The following is a 16,248-nucleotide window of genomic DNA, read 5'->3' as shown; positions in this document are numbered from 1 at the left end:
ATGATGCGCGCACTGGTTTTGGGTCTGTTGCTGATGGCGGCGCCGGTGAGCGCGCAGGAGGGGCGGGTGATCCCCGAGCATGGCCGCTTCACCATCATCGAAGAGGCCGACATGAAGCCCGACCCGAGCTTGCGCTACCGGGTGATCTTCGAAGTGTCATCGATGGCACCGCGCCGCGGCTATGAGCGGGTGGCGCGGATGATGAACCTGCTCGGCACCGGCGGCGTGACCATGCAGCCGGGCGACATTGCCGTGGTGGTGCACGGCGCGCCGATCGATGCGCTGTTGACCGACGCGGCCCATGCCAAGCGCTATGAGGGCAAGCCCAACCCGAACAAGGCGCTGATCAACGCGCTGATGGCGGCCGGCGCCGATGTGCGGCTGTGCGGCCAGACGGCGCGCGGCCGCGGCGTCAGCAAGGATGAGCTGCTGCCCGGCGTCAAGCTCGACACCTCGGCCATCACCACCATGGCGACGCTCCAGCTCAAGGGCTGGGTGATGATTCAGGACTGAGGCCTGCGTTCGGAGCGCGGCTGAAGTGGGGCTCAGCGCGGCTGCGGGGTCAGCGGCGTATCGGTCTTCAGCCCGGCGAGAATGGTGTTGATGAGCTTGGCATTGTCCCATTCCGTCTTGGCGGGCGGGCGCTCGCCGGTGCGCAGCACGATCAGGTCCTGGCTCGGCACGATATAGACGATCTGGTTGGAGTTGCCGTCGAACATCACCAGATCATTGGTGAGATAAGGCTCGCTATGGAGCACCTTGGGGCCGGGCCGGTCAGGGTTGGGGAAGCCGCGCCGCTCGATATAGGTGCCGCCCAGCCACAGGCCCATGCCGTAATAGGGGTTCTGGGCCGTGCCGGTCTTCATTTCAGCGACATAGCCTTCAGGCAGCAGGCGCTGGCCGCCCCATGTGCCGTCCTGCTCGACCAGCATCGCCATGCGGGCATAGCTTTGCGCCGGCAGCAGCGCGCAGCAGCCGCTGTGCGCCAGCCCGCCCTCGCGGTTGATCCAGACCTTGCCGCCGGGCGCGCCGATCTTCTGCAGGATCTCGGTGCCGACGAACTCACCGTAGCGGCGGCCGGTGGTGCGCTCGATGATCAGCGCAATCAGCTCCGAGGTCGCGTTGGAATATTCATAGATGCTGCCCGGCGCATCGGTGAGCGGATATTCCTCGAGGATGATGCGCTCATGATAGGGATGCAGATAGGACCGGCTCCACATGTTCATCGGATCAAGGCTGTTGCCTTGCGCCAGCAGGCCCGAGCGCATGTCGAGCAGATGGCGGATGCGGATCTCGCCCTGCGGCTTGTCCTTCCATTCCTCGAGGATCTCGCCGACCGGCTGGTCGAGCGACTTGATCTTGCCCAGCATCAGGGCCCGGCCCACGGCCAGCGCGGTGATCGGCTTGGCCAGCGACTTGGAGACGATCAGGCTCTCGGCATCGGTATCGCCGAAATAGCTTTCGTGGATAAGCTTGCCCTTATGGATGACCATGAAGGCGGAGCTGTTGTTGGCCTTGGCATAGGCTTCGGCGGCGGCAAGGGCGGTGTCGCTGATGGCGCTTGACGAGGCCTTGGACAGGCTCTGCGCGGGCGCGCCGACAATGTCTTCGAGCGGATCATAGTTGCCCAGCCCGCCGACGCCGTTGGTGGCGGTGTTGTTGAACCGCGCCATGTAGAGCGCCTCGACCTCGGCCGGATATCCGGAGGGCGCCGGGGTCACGGGCTTGGGCGGTGCGGGCACCTGCGCCATCAGCGGGGCCGCCAGCAGGGCAGCGAGAAGGGCAAGGGCTGGTCTTGGCATGAAATCCCCCGGATTGCGGTCATTGGGTCAGCCTAGGCTGCGGGGACAACATGGCGGGCGGGGCGCGCGCTGTCCATCCGCCAGACGGATATTGGCGGCGGCCTTGCAGCGGTGCGGGGCGCGGCCGCTAGCGTCTGGCGGGAGAGGGAGCGGGACGGATGCGGACATATAGCTGGGCGAGCGTGACCTCGGGATGGCTGGTAGCGCTGCTCTATCTGGCGCACCAGATGCTGACCACGCAGCTGGCCCGCTCAGACCGGTTCGGCCCGCTGCGCGAGGAGTATCGCGGCTGGCATTATCTGCTCGGCACGCTGCTGCTGATCGTGGTGCTGTGGCGGCTCGCGGCCTGGCGGCGCGACGGCGCGGTGACGGCGGCGGCGGGCGTGCCGGCCGGGCTGCATCTCTGGGGCCGGGCGCTGGCGCTCGCGGCCTATATCCTCATCGCGCTCGCCCCCTTCATCGGGCTGGTCTATGCATGGTCGGACGAGCTGGTGGTGCATATGGGGCCGTTTTTCGCCCTGCCCTCGCTGATCGGCCGCGACCGCGCCATCTGGATGTTCACCGGCTATTTCCATTCCGGGCTGGGTTTCATGACGCTGGTGCTGAGCGTGGCCGGGCTGCTGACTTTGGGCTGGGGCTGGCTGCGCCATGGCCGCGGGCCGCTGGTGCTGATGCCGCCTGGTTACGGCGTGCAGCTGCTGCTGACCATGTCGGTGACCGTCTATGCCTTTGCCACCTTCCGCTCGCCCGAGCCGGGGCCGCGCGCGGTGGCCGTCTTCTGGGCGGCCATCGCGGTGTTCGCAGGTCTTGGCTGGCTGATCCACCGTCGGCGGAGCTTGCGCGCCTTTGCCCCCCGGCCTTCCAGCTTTGCGCGCGTCGCAGCGCCAGTGGCGGCGCTGGGGCTGGTGGCGCTGGGCGGTACCGGGCCCTGGGCGCTGTTCCGCGTCACGCCCTGGCCAATGGGGGTGACGGTGGCCGCGCCCGAGGGCGTGACCTCGCATCTGGTGCGCGCCGACCATCCCGCCGCGCAGCAGGTGGCGCTGCCGCCGACGCCGTTTGAAGACGAGGTGCGCACCGAAACCTACAAATGGTGCCGCTTCTGCCACACGGTGGATGCCGGCGAGCCGCATCTGGTGGGGCCGAACCTGCACCTGATCTTCGGCCAGCGCGCCGGCACGGTGCCTGGCTTCACCTATTCGGAAGCGATGGCCAAGGCCGGCGCCGAGGGGCTGGTCTGGACCGACGAGAAGATCGCCTGGTTCATCGCCGACCCGCAGAAGCATCTGCCCGGCACGTCGATGATCGTCTCCTCGGGACCGATCCCTGATCCCGAGGTGCAGAAGGCGGTGGTCAATCTGCTGCGCCGCGAGACGATGAAGGACTAATTCCGCGCCAGCGTGAAGCGGACGCGGCGGCGGCCGAAATCGAGCGCGACGCGGCGGAAGACGCGCAGCACATCGGAGCCGAGCAGCAGCGCCGGGCGGCTCTGCAGGCCGAACAGGCGGAACGGGCCGGCATCGGCAAAGGCGATCGGCAGGTCACGCAGCCCCAGCTTGCCGATGCGCAGCTCGGGCAAAATACCGAGATCGGCGACCAGCTTGTCGCCGGTCACCGATGTCATGGTGATCTTTTGCGGGTCAGTCAGCTGGCGGCGGCGGAACAGCCGCTCGGCGAGCGCCATATTGCCAAGCGTCACCTCGGAGCCGCTGTCGATGACGGCATAGAGCGGCAGCCCGTCGGCCCGGACCTGGGTGATGATCAGCTGGCCGCCGCGCCGCCGCGCGGTAACAACGATCTCATCGCCGTCATCGCGCTGCACGATGGCGGTGTCGCTCGGTTGCACGGTGACCCGGCGGCGCTGATAATCGAGCAGGATGCGCTGGGCGGCCAGCGCATCGATACCGAGCAGGCCATCGGCGCCGATGAAGGCGGCGGGAAGCGCGGGCACGCGCAAATTGGTGGCGATGCTCTCGCCGATGCGCAGCCGCTCGACGCGAACGGTGGAGACAAGGCTGCGGCCAGCCATTGACTGGAGCATCGCCTCGCCAGCGGGCGGCAGGGCGAGGGCGGCAGCGAGATCGGTGCTGACCACCGAGCGGTCGGCCCCGCTGTCGACGAGAAAGCGCCACGGGCCCGAGTCGTTGACATAGGCCTCGATGAACAGCCGGCTGCGGCGGCGCTCGGCCTCCAGCGGGTCACCCTCAACATCGAGATTGTCATCGATGGTGGCCGGGGGGATGGTGGGCAGCAGGGGTTGGGCGGCAAGCGCGGCAGGCAGCAGGAGCGAGGGCAGGAAGGCGCGGCGGCTGAGCATCGGGAGGGCGCTCTTGCGCTTGTCGGCGCGTCAGCGCAAGTGTTCGACATGCGGATAGTGCGGTTTCGGCCGCTGCGCTTGCCGCTGGCTGGCGCATGGTGAGGAGATGGGGACCATGATGGGAAAACTGCCGCTTTCGCTGAAATCGGCCTGGGGGCTGGGGTCGGTCGGCACGGTGACGGTGCTGACCGTCAATTCGCTGCTGCTGCTGTTCTTCATGACCACCGTGCTCGGCATCGCGCCAGCACTTGCCGGCGGGCTGCTGTTTGCCGCCAAGCTGTTCGATGCGGTGGCCGCCCCGGTGCTGGGCGGCATTTCGGACAATTGGAAGGGTCGCTGGGGGCGCCGCGCGCCGTTCCTGCTCGCCGGCGCGCTATGCTCGGGCCTTGGCATCGTGCTCATTTTCAATCCGCCAGTGGCGCTGGCGGGCAATGGCCTGTCGGTCTGGGTGCTGGGGAGCCTGGTGGTCATCGCGCTGGGCTACACGCTGTTCAACGTGCCCTATCTGGCAATGCCGGCCGAGATGACCGACGACCGGCTGGAGCGCACCTCGATCATGAGCTGGCGCATCGGCTTTGTGTCGGCGGGCGGCCTGCTGGTGGGCCTGATGCCGCAGGCGGCCGCCTCGCTCGGCGGCGGGCGGCAGGGCTATGGCATGGTCGGCATCATCCTCGGCGTGGCGGTGGTGCTGACCATGGGCTCCTCCTTCTGGGCCTCGCTGCGCACCCGGCGCATGGACAATACCGGCAAGGGCGAGATCGGCTTCAAGCGCTATCTGGTGGTGCTCCAGAACAAGCCGTTCATGATGATCATCATCGCCAAGATCTTCCAGCTCATCGGCATCGCCAGCCTGACGGCGAGCGTGCTGTTCCTGTTCAAGTCGGTGTTGGGCGCGCCTGATTCTGCCCCGGCCTTTTATGTGGCGGGCTCTTCGGCGGCGACCGTTTTGACCATGCCGCTCTGGGTCAAGCTGGGGCAGCGTTTTTCCAAGCAGGCGCTTTACGGGGCGGCCTGCCTTGGCTGGGCGGCGATCACGCTGACCTGGCTGCTGGCCAGCCGGGGCGAGCCGATGACGCTGATCGTGGCGCGCGGCATCGCGGGCGGCGTGTTCACCGGCGGGCTGCTGCTGATGGGCCAGAGCCTGCTGCCCGACGCCATCGACGAGGATTGCCGCAAATCGGGCGTGCGCCGCGAAGGCGTTTATGCCGGCGCCTACAGCTTCATCGAGAAGCTGGCCAGCGCGACCGGCCCGCTGATCGTCGGCTCGCTGCTGCAGGTGTTTCATTTTCAGCCCAAGCTGCCGCGCGGCATGGACCAGCCGGCCGATGCCATCACCGGCATCTTCTTCGGCGCCGCCGTGCTGCCGCCGCTGCTGTTTGCGCTGTCGGTGATCCCGCTGCTATTCTTCAAGCTTGAACCCGTTCCCCCGGCAGAACCGGCGGCGGCGGAATAAGGAGGCCCAGATGTCCAACCAAGCAGCCACGATGCGCCAAGGCGGCCGCGCCGCCATGGATTACATGATCACCCTCACCCAGGCGACCAAGCCGCTGGGGGCTGTGTGGAACAAGGAGCTGGCCGAGGCCGGGCTGAGCGACCAGACGCTGCCCGACAACCTCGACGCGCGCCACGGCGTCATCAAGGCCGCACTTGCCGACAGCCGGGCCTTTGCCATCGGCTCGCTGATCGGTGAGTTTTCCAGCGTCGAGCATGGCCGGGTGGCGCAGGCCGCCTTTGATGAAAATGCCGATGTGCTGCTGCCGCGCTTCGCCGAACTTGAGGCGCGCGGGCCGGCCACGCTGCATGCCAACCCCGATCTCAAGCTGCCCAAATATTGGGACGGCGTCTGGTTCCACCGCACCACCGGCGGCTGGGACGGCCACCCCGAAATGGGCTTTGTCCACTCCGAATATGTCCACAAGACCTATGTCGCCAAGAACTTCGGCGGTGACATCTTCGGCCAGCGCAAGGCCGTGCTGACGCGGCTTGGCGATTTCGTGCCTGCGCGCATTTGCGAGTTCGGCACCAGCTCGGGCCATTTCACCGTCGCCCTGCAGGAGACCTTCCCACGCGCGCAGATCACCGGCGTCGAAATCTCGCTGCCGATGCTGAAGGAGGCGCTGCGCGTCGCCAACGCCAATGGCTGGGCCTGGGACCTGCATCAGGCAGTGGCCGAAGACAGCGGCCTCGCCGCGGAAAGCTTTGACCTCGTCGCCAGCTACATCATCCTCCACGAAATGCCGGCCGAGGCCACGCGCCGCCTGTTCAAGGAGGCGTTCCGCCTGCTCGCGCCCGGCGGCCGCGTGCTGATGAGCGATGTCACCCCCTACCGCGCCATGGACAAGATCGGCCAGTGGCGTGCCGACTATCTGGCGCAGCGCGGCGGCGAGCCCTGGTGGCGCGAGGCGGCCACGCTCGACCTCACGCAAGTGGCGCGCGACGCCGGTTTTGTCGACATCGAGGAAGGCGGCCTTGACGGTGCGCTCTACCCTTGGGTGATCAACGCGAAAAAGCCGGATTGAGGAACGCAGACATGGCTGATGTGATGGACGATCCGGGCGCGGCCTCGCGCGCGGCCAGAAGCGGGCAGACGCTGAGCGAGCACCAGCTCGACGATGTCGCCAACGCGCTGCTGCTGCTCTCGCGCGAGCTCTGGGTGGTGAAGGACCGGCAGCGCGTGCTCGAACATCTCCTTGCCGAAGCGGGAGTCATGGTGCCGAATGCGGTGTCGGATCATCAGCCGACCGGCGCACTGGCCGAAGATCTGGCGCGCGAGCGCGAGCGCTATGCCACCGCGCTGACGACCGCGCTGGCGCCGGATATTGCTTCTTGAGCATGTGGCTGAGACTGGCCTTGGCCGCCGGGCTGACGGCGGCATTGGCAGGATGTGCTGCGCGCGAGGCCGCCGCCCCGACGGTTGCCATGCCACCCGCAGCGGCGGCCCCCTCCCCCGAAATGGCGCGCATGATGGCGCGCATGCAAGCCATGCCGATGACCAAGCCGGTTGAAAGCCCCGAGGCCTATACGCCGGCCGAAACGGTGAAGGGCGGCGCGGGCGCGGCTTTCGAGACCGTGTCGGCCGCCGCCGCCGGGCTTTCGCCGGCCGGGCTGGCCGCCGCACAAGCCTATGCCGATGCACAAGCATCGTTCGCGCTGATCGTCGCCAAGGGCGGCCGCATCGTCCATGAGCATTACGCCGAAGGCTTTGGCCCTGACTCGAAGTTCGCCACCGCCTCGATGCACAAAGCCGTGGTCGCGCTGGCTTACGGGGCTGCCATCAAGGCCGGAAAGCTCAGCCTCGATGACCGGCTGGACCGGCATCTGACCGAATTTTCCGGGCGTCCCGAAGGCGCGATCACGCTTCGCCAGCTGCTGCAGATGGCCGGTGGCCTCAACCCGCCGCCCGGCGACGGCAAGGGCGCGCCGCCGCTTTTCGCCCAGCTGATGTTCGCCGAAGATATCCGCGCTGCCGCCGCCAAGCATGTGCAAGTGGCCCCCGCCGGCACGGTCTTCTCCTATTCCAACGCCTCCACCCAGCTTGCCGGCATGGCCCTGGAGGCGGCCCTTGGCGAGCCCTATGGTCCCTGGCTGTCACGCACGCTCTGGGCACCGCTCGGCGCCGGCGACGCTGAAATCTGGCTCGACCGCGAGGGCGGCAATCCGCATTTCTTCTGTTGCCTGCAGGCCCGCCCGCGCGACTGGCTGCGCGTCGGCGAACTGCTGCGCCTTGAAGGCCGGGTCGGCACCGCGCAGGTCGTCGATGCCGACTGGGTGCGAACCGTCACCGCCCCCTCCCCCCTCAACCCCAATTTCGGCATGAACATCTGGCGCGGCGCACCCCACGCCCCGCTGCGCGGCTATGGCCTCGGCGTCGCGCTCAAGGTCGCCGCCGAACAGCCCTTCGCCCGCGACGACGCCATCTACATCGACGGCGCGGGCGGCCAGCGTGTCTATGTCGTGCCCTCCGAAGAGCTGGTCATCATCCGCATCGGCAAGCCGTCGACCAATTGGGACAATTCGACCCTCGTCAATCTGGTGCTGGGCGGGGCGAACTAGGGCTTCCGGCGGCTGGGGCCTCAGGCCCCAGACCCCTTCAGTTGTCTTGGCGCAAGGTTTGAGAATGAGCGCGCGCCGCAGGCTATTGATTGCGCGTTCCGCGCGGGCGCTGCGCCTTGCAAGTTCAGCACAAAACCACAAATGGGGTCTGGGGCCTGAGGCCCCAGCCGCCGGAGGCCCCTGAAATCCCGCCGGAGGCCCCTGAAATCCCGCCGGAGGCCCCTGAACTCACGCCGTAGGCCCCCTCAGATCACCCCGCGCGTCTGCAGATCGCTGATCTCGCTGTCCGACAGCCCCAGCGCATCGCGGTAGACGGCGAAATTGTCCTGCCCCAGCGTGGCCGGTGCGGCGCGGCGGATGGTGCCGGGCGTCTTTGACAGCTTGGGGAAGACATTCTGCATCTTCAGCGTGCCCCAGCGCTCATGGGGAATTTCCACGATCGCTTCGCGGGCCTGGAAATGCGGGTCGTCGAGCATGTCCTGCGGGCGGTAGAGCTTGCCGGCCGGCACGCCGTGCTTGATCATCAGCGCTTCCAGCTCGTCGATGGTCAGTGTGCGGGTCCAGTCGGCGATCAGCTCGTCGAGTTCCACCTGATGACGCCCACGGGCGACATGGCTGGAATAGCGCTCGTCGCTGGCCAGTTCGGGCCGGCCCATGGCGTCGCACAACCGGCTGAACACGGTGTTCTGGTTGGCGCCGATCAGATATTCGCCGTCCTTGCAGGGATAGACGTTGGAGGGCGCGATGCCGGGCAGCACCGAGCCGGAGCGCTCACGCACATAGCCGCTGGCCGCATATTCGGGGACGAGGCTCTCCATCACCTGCAGCACGGCTTCATAGAGCGCGCTGTCGACGACCTGGCCTTCGCCGGTCTTGTCGCGGTGGCGAAGGGCGGCGAGCGCGCCGAGGCAGCCATAGGTGGCGGCAAGACTGTCCCCGATGGAGACGCCCATGCGCGACGGCGGCCGGTCGGGATCGCCGACGATGGCGCGCCAGCCGCCCATCGCCTCGCCGATGCCGCCAAAGCCGGCGCGGTCGGAATAGGGGCCGGACTGGCCATAGCCCGAGACGCGGACGATGATGAGGCCGGGGTTGATCTCGTGCAGGCTTTCCGGGCTCATGCCCCATTTTTCAAGCGTGCCGGGGCGGAAGTTCTCGATCAGGATATCGGCGGTGGCAATCAGCTTTCGCGCCAGCGCCTGGCCTTCGGGGATGCGCAGATTGGCGGTAACGGCCTTCTTGTTGCGCGCCACCACCTCCCACCACAGCGGAAAGTCGCCGCGGCCCCAGTCACGCATCGGGTCGCCGCCCTTGTTGCCCTCGGTGGCGGGCGGCTCGATCTTGATGATCTCGGCGCCCATGTCGCCGAGCAGCTGGCCGCAGAAGGGGCCGGCGATCAGCTGGCCCATTTCCACGACGCGGATGCCGGCGAGCGGGCCGGGGTTTTCGAGCGGGTCGGCAAGCCTGGCGGTCATTATTCGGCCGCCTCCGCGAGTGCCGCGCGCCAGATCGGCTGCTTGGGCGCCGGCAGGCCGGTTTCGGCGAGGCAGTTGGCGCGCAGCGTCTCGATGTCGCCGCCGAAGTTGAACACGGCTTCCGAATTGCTGCGGGCCTTGGCCATTTCGGCGCGCAGCGTGGCCGTGGCGTCAACGTCGAGCTTGCCTTCGCCGTCAGCCACCACGCCATAGGCGCGCGCACCTTCCGGCGTGACCAGCCCCTGGCGGATTTCATGCGCGACCAGTGCTGCGTCACGCTCCAGCGGGTTGCCCCAGCCGCCGCCGCCCCAGGTGATGAAGTGGAGAACATCGTCCTTCTCCACATCGAGGCTGTCGAGCTTGTTGGCGACGACGGTCCTGGTGCCATCGGGCTTTTCGAGGATCTTCTTGGCCCGTGCGCCGGGGCTGCCGCCATTCACACCCCAGGGATAGGTGAACCAGCGGTCATCATGGATCGAGATGGTGCCCGGCTCGAGGAAGCGGTAGGACATCAGGATGCCGTTGCCGCCGCGGTTGAGGCCGGGGCCACCGCTGTCTGCCAGCGCCTCGTAGCGCTCGATGCGCAACGGGAAATAGCGCTCAAGGAATTCGTTGGGCACGTTGGTGAAGCCGGGCCAGAGGCTGTGGCCATCGGGGCCGTCGCCAAACGGCTTGCCGGGGATGCCGCCAAAGCCGATCTGGAAGAGCTGGAACCAGTCCCCCTTCGAATCGCGGCCCGAATACATCAGGTGCGGCGACGAGGAGAAGCCGGCGGCGCACAGGAACTCCGGCGTGCGCTGGCCTAGCAGGCCGCCAAGGATGTCGAAGATGCGGCCCAGCGCATGGGTGCGGCCCGAAAGCGCGGCCGGGAACTTGGGCTTGAGGAGCGAGCCTTCGGGAATCTTGACCTCGATCAGGTCATAGAAGCCATCGTTGAACATGATCTGCGGATCGAAGACCATGATCATGTAGATGCCGAAGAACATCTTGAACATGTTTTCGTTGAGCAGGAAGTTGATCGACGCGTCCGACTGCGGATCGGTGCCCGAAAAATCGAGGATCACCTTGTCGCCGACGCGCTGCATCGTGCACTTGATCTTGTAGGGACCATAGCCCACGCCGTCATCGCAGATATAGTCTTCGAAGCTGACCGCATCGGTGCTGACGCTGCTGGTGATCAGCGCCTTCATGGCGCGGTGGTTGCGGGCGAGCAGGTCGTCCATCGCCGAGACGACGATTTCATCGCCGAAACGGGTGCACATTTCCTCAAGCCGGCGCGCCGCCACCCGGCAGGAGGCGATGAGCGCATTGAGGTCAGCCGCGCACCAGTCCGGCTTGCGGGTCTGGTGCATCACCAGCTTGATCACGTCTTCGTTATACTCGCCCTTGCGGTAGATCTTCACTGGCGGGATGCGCACGCCTTCCTCGAAGATCGAGCGGGCGTCGATGGGCATCGAACCCGCCACCTTGCCGCCAATGTCGGACTGGTGGCCGAACATCGCCGTCCAGGCGACGAGGCGCTGGTTGAAATAGACCGGCAGCAGCACCAGCCAGTCGTTCGAGTGCGAAATCGCGCCCTCGCAGCTGTAGGGATCGGAGAGGAAGATCATGTCGCCTTCCTCGATGGTGCCGTGATAGCCCTTGAGGAAGCCGCCGATGAAGCTGCCGAACTGGCCGACGATCATCTTGCCGTCGGGGTTGGCGATGAGCGGAAAGGCATCGCCCTGCTCGCGGATGCCGGGCGACATGGCGGTGCGCACCAGCGTCGCGTCCATCTCGATACGCGCATTGCGCAGCGCATTCTCGATGATGTCGAGCGTGACGGGGTCGATCGTCGGCTTGGTGAAGGGGGCGTTGTTCTGCTGGATGATCTGGGCGGGCATGGTCGCGCTCCTCAGGCCGGGTTGATCAGAAGATTGCCGAACGCATCGACGGTGGCAGCATGGCCGCTATGGACCAGCGTGGTCGAGTCCATTTCGGTGATGATGGCGGGGCCGGGCACAACATCGCCGGCGCGCAGCTTGGAGCGATCATAGATCACGGCGGGCTGCATCTTGCCGTCCATATAGACCTGATGGTCACGGACCTTGGCGGCGGCCGGAGTGCCATCACCCTGCGGCAGCCGCTCGGCCTCGACATTGGCCGCCTTGCCCAGCGCCACGACGCGGATGTTGACGATCTCTTGCGGCACCGACAGGTTGAAGGTGAACAGCCGCTTGTGCTCGACGTCAAAGGCTTCGGCCAGCGTCGCGATCTTGGTGCCGGGCGCAGCATAGAGCGGCACCTCAAACGCCTGACCGGCATAGCGGATATCAAGCTCGGTGCGGATCTCGATATCGGCAGCGGGCACGCCTTCGGCAGCCAGCTCCTCGCTGACCTGCTTCACCAGCTCGGCGATGACAGCATCGACTTCCTCGTCGTTGGTGTTGGGCACCAGCTTGTTGAAGCTGCGCTGGGCATCGACGCGCAGCCGGGTGGTCGCGTCGCCATAGGCGCAGAGCACGCCGGGCGACGGCGGGATGATCACCGGCCAGCTGTTCATCAGCATGCCCATGGCATTGCCGTGCAGCGGCCCGGCGCCGCCGAAGGCCATCAGCGCGAAATCACGCGGGTCATAGCCCTGCTGGACGCTGACGAGGCGCAGCGCGCCGAACATCGTCTCGTTGACGATGGCGATGATGCCGGCGGCCGCATCGAGCACGCTCAGCCCCAGCGCGTCAGCCACGGTCTTGACCGCGGCCTCGGCGGCCGGGCGGTCGAGCTTGAAGGTGCCGCCGAGCAGGTTTTCGGGCAGATAGCCGAGCACGACATTGGCGTCGGTCACGGTCGGCAGCTCGCCGCCGCGGCCATAGGCGGCCGGCCCCGGCACCGCGCCGGCCGACTGCGGGCCAACGCGCAGCGCGCCGGTGAGCTCAGGCACGGCCGCGATCGAGCCGCCGCCCGCGCCCACCGTCTTCACATCGAGCGAGGAGGCGCGCACGGTCAGATGGCCGACGCTGGTCTCGCGGCGCAGGCGCGCCTGATAATCCTCAATGAGCGCGACGTCGGTGCTGGTGCCGCCCATGTCGAGGGTGAGCACATTGGGATGGCCGCTGTTCTTGGCGATATAGACCGCGCCCGCCACCCCGCCGGCCGGACCCGACATCAGCAGATTGACCGGCGCCGAGCTGGACTTTTCGGCCGACATCAGGCCGCCATCGGAGCGCAGCAGGTTGAGCTTGGCGGGCGTGCCCCAGGCCTTCAGCTCACGCTCGAGATTGCCGACATAGCGGGCGACGGTGGGCCTGACCGCGCTGTTGGCCACAGTGGTCAGCGCGCGCTCATATTCCTGCATTTCGGGCAGGATGTCGGCCGACACGCTGATCGGCAGGTCGGGGAAGACCTCGGCGCAGATCTCGGCGACGCGGCGCTCATGGGCGTCGTTCATGTAGGAATTGATCAGGCAGATGGTGATCGCCTCGACCTTTTCCGCGCGCAGCCGCTCGAGGTTGGCGCGCAGCTTGGCCTCGTCGAGTGGGCGGACGATCTCGCCATTGGCGCCCATGCGCTCGGGTGCCTCGATGGTCGCTTCCAGCGGCGCCATCGGGGTGGGCTTGGGCCAGACGATCCACGCCGCCAGACCGCCCGGCACCAGGCTGCGCGCGATCTGCAGGATATGGCGATAACCCTCGGTCACGATCAGCCCGACGCGGGCGACCTTGCCTTCGAGCACGGCGTTGGTGGCCACCGTCGTGCCATGCAGAAACAGCGACAGATCGGTCGGCGCGATGCCGGCGGTCTCGCACAGCTTGCGGGCGCCGTTGATCACCGCCTGGCTGGGGTCAGCCGGCGTGCTCGGCACCTTGTCGCGCACGGCGCGCCCCGTGGCTTCATCAATGACGATCAGGTCGGTGAATGTGCCGCCGACGTCGACACCCAGTCTGTAGCTCATGATGGAACACGCTCCCCTTCGATGAGAAAATCGCCGGCCTTGCCGACGCGGCTCGGCAGAGGCCGGCCCATGATGGTGGAAAACCAGTGGTTCGCTTCGACCGCTTTTGCGAGGTCAAGACCAGAACTCTCCCCTATGCGGTCAAAAAGGTAGAGAAGCTCCTCGGTACCGACATTGCCGGCCGCCCCCGGCGCGAATGGACAGCCGCCCAGACCGCCCAGCGCCGAATTGAAAACCCTGACGCCCGCCTGATAGCCGGCCCAGGCATTGGCGGGTGCCAGCCCGCGCGTGTCATGCAGGTGCAGCCGCACCGGAATGGGGGCCACCGCCTCGATGACCGCGCCCGAAAGATCGCCGACCTGCCCCGGCACGCCGACACCGATTGTATCCGCCAGCGCAATCTCCTCAGCACCCGCATCGGCCATGCGCCGCGCCAGATCGAGGATGCGCGCCGCCGGCACCGCGCCCTCATAGGGGCAGCCAAAGGCGGCCGAAATGGTGATCTGCGGCTTCAGCCCGGCCGCCTTTGCGGACTTCAGCATCGCCCGATTGGCCTCGAGGCCCTGCTCGATCGACTGGCCCTGGTTGATGATGCCGAACTTGTCGGAAGCCACCAGCACGCAGCCGGCTTCATCGAGCCCCCTGCCCTTCTCCTTGCTGGCAATCGCCCGGTCGACGCCGCGCTGGTTGAGGCACAGGCCGATATAGCTGACACCCGCCACATCGGGCAGGCCCGCCACCACGGCTTCCGCATCCGCCATCTGCGGCACACGCCGCGGATTGACAAAGCTGGCAACCTCGATACGCCGCGCGCCCATGTCGATCAGCCGCCCGATCAGCGCCAGCTTGTCGGCCGTGCTGACCTCGACCTTCTCGTTCTGGAGCCCGTCCCGCGGGGAAACTTCGACTATCTGGATCATCGCGATTTTGTATACAAAGTGACGCACCGACTGTATAGAGGGCATATGCTGAACGAAGATTATCTGAACGCCGGCTTCGGCCAGACCCTGCAACCCGGCTCGCGCCCGGCGCTCGTCCTCATCGACTTCGCCCGGGCCTATCACGACCCGGCCTCGCCGCTCTACGCCGGCGTCGATGATGCCCGCGCAAGTGCTGCGCGCATCCGCGATGCCGCCCGCGCCGCCGGCATCCCCGTCATCTTCACCCGCGTCGAATATTCCGAAGACGGCCATGAAGGCGGCGTCTTCTTCCGCAAGGTCGGCGCGCTCAAATCCTTCATCAAGGGCAACCCGCTCGGCGACTTCACCCCCGAACTCTCGCCGCTGCCCGGCGACCGGGTGCTGACCAAACACTATCCCAGCGCCTTCTTCGGCACCGCACTCGCCAGCCAGCTGACCGCCCAGGGCATCGACACCCTCATCATCACCGGCCTCTCCACCTCAGGCTGCGTCCGCGCCACCGCCGTCGATGCACTCTGCCACGGCTTCATCCCGCTCGTCGTCACCGACGCGGTGGGTGACCGCGACGACGCCATCCACCAGGCCAACCTCTTCGATATCGCCGCCAAGTCAGCAACACTGGCCAGCGAAGCCGAAACCCTCGCCTATCTGGCCGGGCTTGGCGCCTGAGGCGATTTAGAAAGGCCTCCGGCGGCTGGGGCCTCAGGCCCCAGACCCCATCCGTTATGTCGCGCTGAACTTTCAGAGGACAGCGCCCGCGCGGAACGCGCATTCAAATGCCTGCGGCGCGGGGCAAGCTCTCCATGCGCATCCCCATATATGAATGGGCCTGGGGCCTGAGGCCCCAGCCGCCGGAGGCTCTGTCTCGCCTGCCGGAAGCCCTTAATCCCGCCTCAGGCGGCGGCGGTGAAGCTGTGATAGGCGCGGCGGATGTGGGCGGTCATGATGGCGCGGGCCCAGTCGGCGTCGCGGGCGGCGAAGGCTTGCAGCAACTGGTTGTGTTCATTGGCCGAGCGGGTGAGTTCCTGAGCTGAGTAGCGGATGGCGGTGTGGCGGACGAGCGGTTGTTCGACCAGCGTGGCGAGGATCGAGGCGAGGCGCGGCGAGGCGGCTTCGCGGATGATGAGTTCGTGGAAGGCGCGGTTTTCGGGCAGGAAGGCGGCGATGTCGGGCGTGGTTCCAGCAGCCGAGGCGGCGGCGCTGATGCGGGCGTTGATGCGGTGGAGTTCGGCCAGGGCCTCGGCGCTGATGCGGGTGGCGGCGCGGGCGGCGGCATGGGCTTCGAGCATGGCGCGCAGCACGAACATTTCGGCGAGGTCGTCGCGGCTCCATTCGGCGACGAACAGGCGCTGGGATTCGGAGCGGCGGACGTAGAGTTCGGCTTCGAGCCGGCGCAGCGCCTCGCGCACGGGGGTGCGACTGACGCCGACGATATCGGCGAGTGCTTCTTCGGTGAGCGGGGCGCCGGGGGCGACATCGCCGGTGAGGATCAGCGCGCGGATTTCCTGATAGGCGCGCTCTGACGCGCGCTCGGCGGCGCGGGAAGAAGCGGGGGCGGAGGTGGCCATGGCGGGCGGGGTGCTCTTTGAATTGGGGGGCTGTGCGGCAAAACTGTTACAAAAGGGTCACAACGCGTGGCGGAAATGCGCGGCGCGGCCGTCTGCGCGGTTGACGATGAGGCTTTGTATACAATAGCGACGGAGACAGCAATTGTCGTGCTGCGAACATTTGGCAGCATGGGTGTTTTTCGAAA

General features: G+C 67.0%; 14 protein-coding genes. 7 read left to right on the top strand and 7 right to left on the bottom strand.

Going from position 1 to position 16,248, the window contains the following annotated elements; genetic code table 11:
* Positions 1-513 carry a DsrE family protein gene (locus ACMVO5_RS13315; RefSeq protein WP_416907974.1) on the top strand — a complete coding sequence of 171 codons (513 nt, stop codon included), beginning with the start codon at positions 1-3 and terminating at the stop codon, positions 511-513.
* Between the two features lie 32 nt (positions 514-545).
* On the opposite strand, the gene ACMVO5_RS13310 is transcribed toward ACMVO5_RS13315, so the two are convergent.
* Entirely contained in the window at positions 546-1,802 is a 1,257-nt protein-coding gene (locus tag ACMVO5_RS13310; protein WP_416907973.1) for a serine hydrolase domain-containing protein, read from the bottom strand.
* Between the two features lie 158 nt (positions 1,803-1,960).
* On the opposite strand from ACMVO5_RS13310, the gene ACMVO5_RS13305 reads away from it, so the two are divergent.
* Positions 1,961-3,187: a hypothetical protein gene (locus ACMVO5_RS13305; protein ID WP_416907972.1), complete on the top strand. Its 1,227-nt coding sequence runs from the start codon at positions 1,961-1,963 to the stop codon at positions 3,185-3,187.
* Here ACMVO5_RS13305 and ACMVO5_RS13300 read toward each other — a convergent pair.
* Positions 3,184-4,116: a retroviral-like aspartic protease family protein gene (locus ACMVO5_RS13300; protein ID WP_416907971.1), complete on the bottom strand. Its 933-nt coding sequence runs from the start codon at positions 4,114-4,116 to the stop codon at positions 3,184-3,186. The two genes, ACMVO5_RS13305 and ACMVO5_RS13300, sit on opposite strands and share 4 nt — an antisense overlap.
* 115 nt (positions 4,117-4,231) lie before the next feature.
* Here ACMVO5_RS13300 and ACMVO5_RS13295 point away from each other — a divergent pair, with 115 nt between their 5' ends.
* The 4 genes from ACMVO5_RS13295 to ACMVO5_RS13280 are packed head-to-tail and all read left to right on the top strand — an operon-like array spanning position 4,232 to position 8,169.
* The gene (locus ACMVO5_RS13295) at positions 4,232-5,569 is read left to right on the top strand and encodes an MFS transporter (protein ID WP_416907970.1); all 1,338 of its coding nucleotides are present in this window, start codon (positions 4,232-4,234) and stop codon (positions 5,567-5,569) included.
* A 10-nt stretch (positions 5,570-5,579) separates the two neighbouring features.
* The gene (locus tag ACMVO5_RS13290) at positions 5,580-6,635 is read left to right on the top strand and encodes a class I SAM-dependent methyltransferase (protein WP_416907969.1); all 1,056 of its coding nucleotides are present in this window, start codon (positions 5,580-5,582) and stop codon (positions 6,633-6,635) included.
* 11 nt (positions 6,636-6,646) lie between these two features.
* The gene (locus ACMVO5_RS13285) at positions 6,647-6,946 is read left to right on the top strand and encodes a hypothetical protein (RefSeq protein WP_416907968.1); all 300 of its coding nucleotides are present in this window, start codon (positions 6,647-6,649) and stop codon (positions 6,944-6,946) included.
* Between the two features lie 2 nt (positions 6,947-6,948).
* Positions 6,949-8,169, top strand: a complete 1,221-nt coding sequence (locus tag ACMVO5_RS13280) for a serine hydrolase domain-containing protein (protein ID WP_416907967.1) — start codon at positions 6,949-6,951, stop codon at positions 8,167-8,169.
* Between the two features lie 245 nt (positions 8,170-8,414).
* On the opposite strand, the gene ACMVO5_RS13275 is transcribed toward ACMVO5_RS13280, so the two are convergent.
* From ACMVO5_RS13275 to ACMVO5_RS13260, 4 genes are read right to left on the bottom strand one after another with little or no spacing between them, the layout of a single operon-like run.
* Entirely contained in the window at positions 8,415-9,644 is a 1,230-nt protein-coding gene (locus ACMVO5_RS13275; RefSeq protein ID WP_416907966.1) for a CaiB/BaiF CoA transferase family protein, read from the bottom strand.
* Complete coding sequence (locus tag ACMVO5_RS13270; protein WP_416907965.1) at positions 9,644-11,527, bottom strand: hydantoinase B/oxoprolinase family protein; 1,884 nt, start codon at positions 11,525-11,527, stop codon at positions 9,644-9,646. The genes ACMVO5_RS13275 and ACMVO5_RS13270 overlap by 1 nt, the downstream gene beginning before the upstream one ends.
* Positions 11,528-11,538: 11 nt before the next feature.
* Entirely contained in the window at positions 11,539-13,575 is a 2,037-nt protein-coding gene (locus tag ACMVO5_RS13265; protein WP_416907964.1) for a hydantoinase/oxoprolinase family protein, read from the bottom strand.
* Entirely contained in the window at positions 13,572-14,495 is a 924-nt protein-coding gene (locus ACMVO5_RS13260; RefSeq protein ID WP_416907963.1) for a hydroxymethylglutaryl-CoA lyase, read from the bottom strand. Before ACMVO5_RS13260 ends, ACMVO5_RS13265 begins: the two co-directional genes overlap by 4 nt.
* 45 nt (positions 14,496-14,540) lie before the next feature.
* On the opposite strand from ACMVO5_RS13260, the gene ACMVO5_RS13255 reads away from it, so the two are divergent.
* The gene (locus ACMVO5_RS13255) at positions 14,541-15,164 is read left to right on the top strand and encodes an isochorismatase family protein (RefSeq protein ID WP_416907962.1); all 624 of its coding nucleotides are present in this window, start codon (positions 14,541-14,543) and stop codon (positions 15,162-15,164) included.
* Between the two features lie 224 nt (positions 15,165-15,388).
* On the opposite strand, the gene ACMVO5_RS13250 is transcribed toward ACMVO5_RS13255, so the two are convergent.
* Positions 15,389-16,063, bottom strand: a complete 675-nt coding sequence (locus tag ACMVO5_RS13250; RefSeq protein ID WP_416907961.1) for a GntR family transcriptional regulator — start codon at positions 16,061-16,063, stop codon at positions 15,389-15,391.
* Positions 16,064-16,248: the final 185 nt, after the last annotated feature.

Source organism: Polymorphobacter sp. (assembly GCF_048007885.1).
In the GTDB taxonomy this organism is placed as follows: domain Bacteria; phylum Pseudomonadota; class Alphaproteobacteria; order Sphingomonadales; family Sphingomonadaceae; genus Sandarakinorhabdus.
This window is presented reverse-complemented; position numbering and strand designations above follow the sequence as displayed.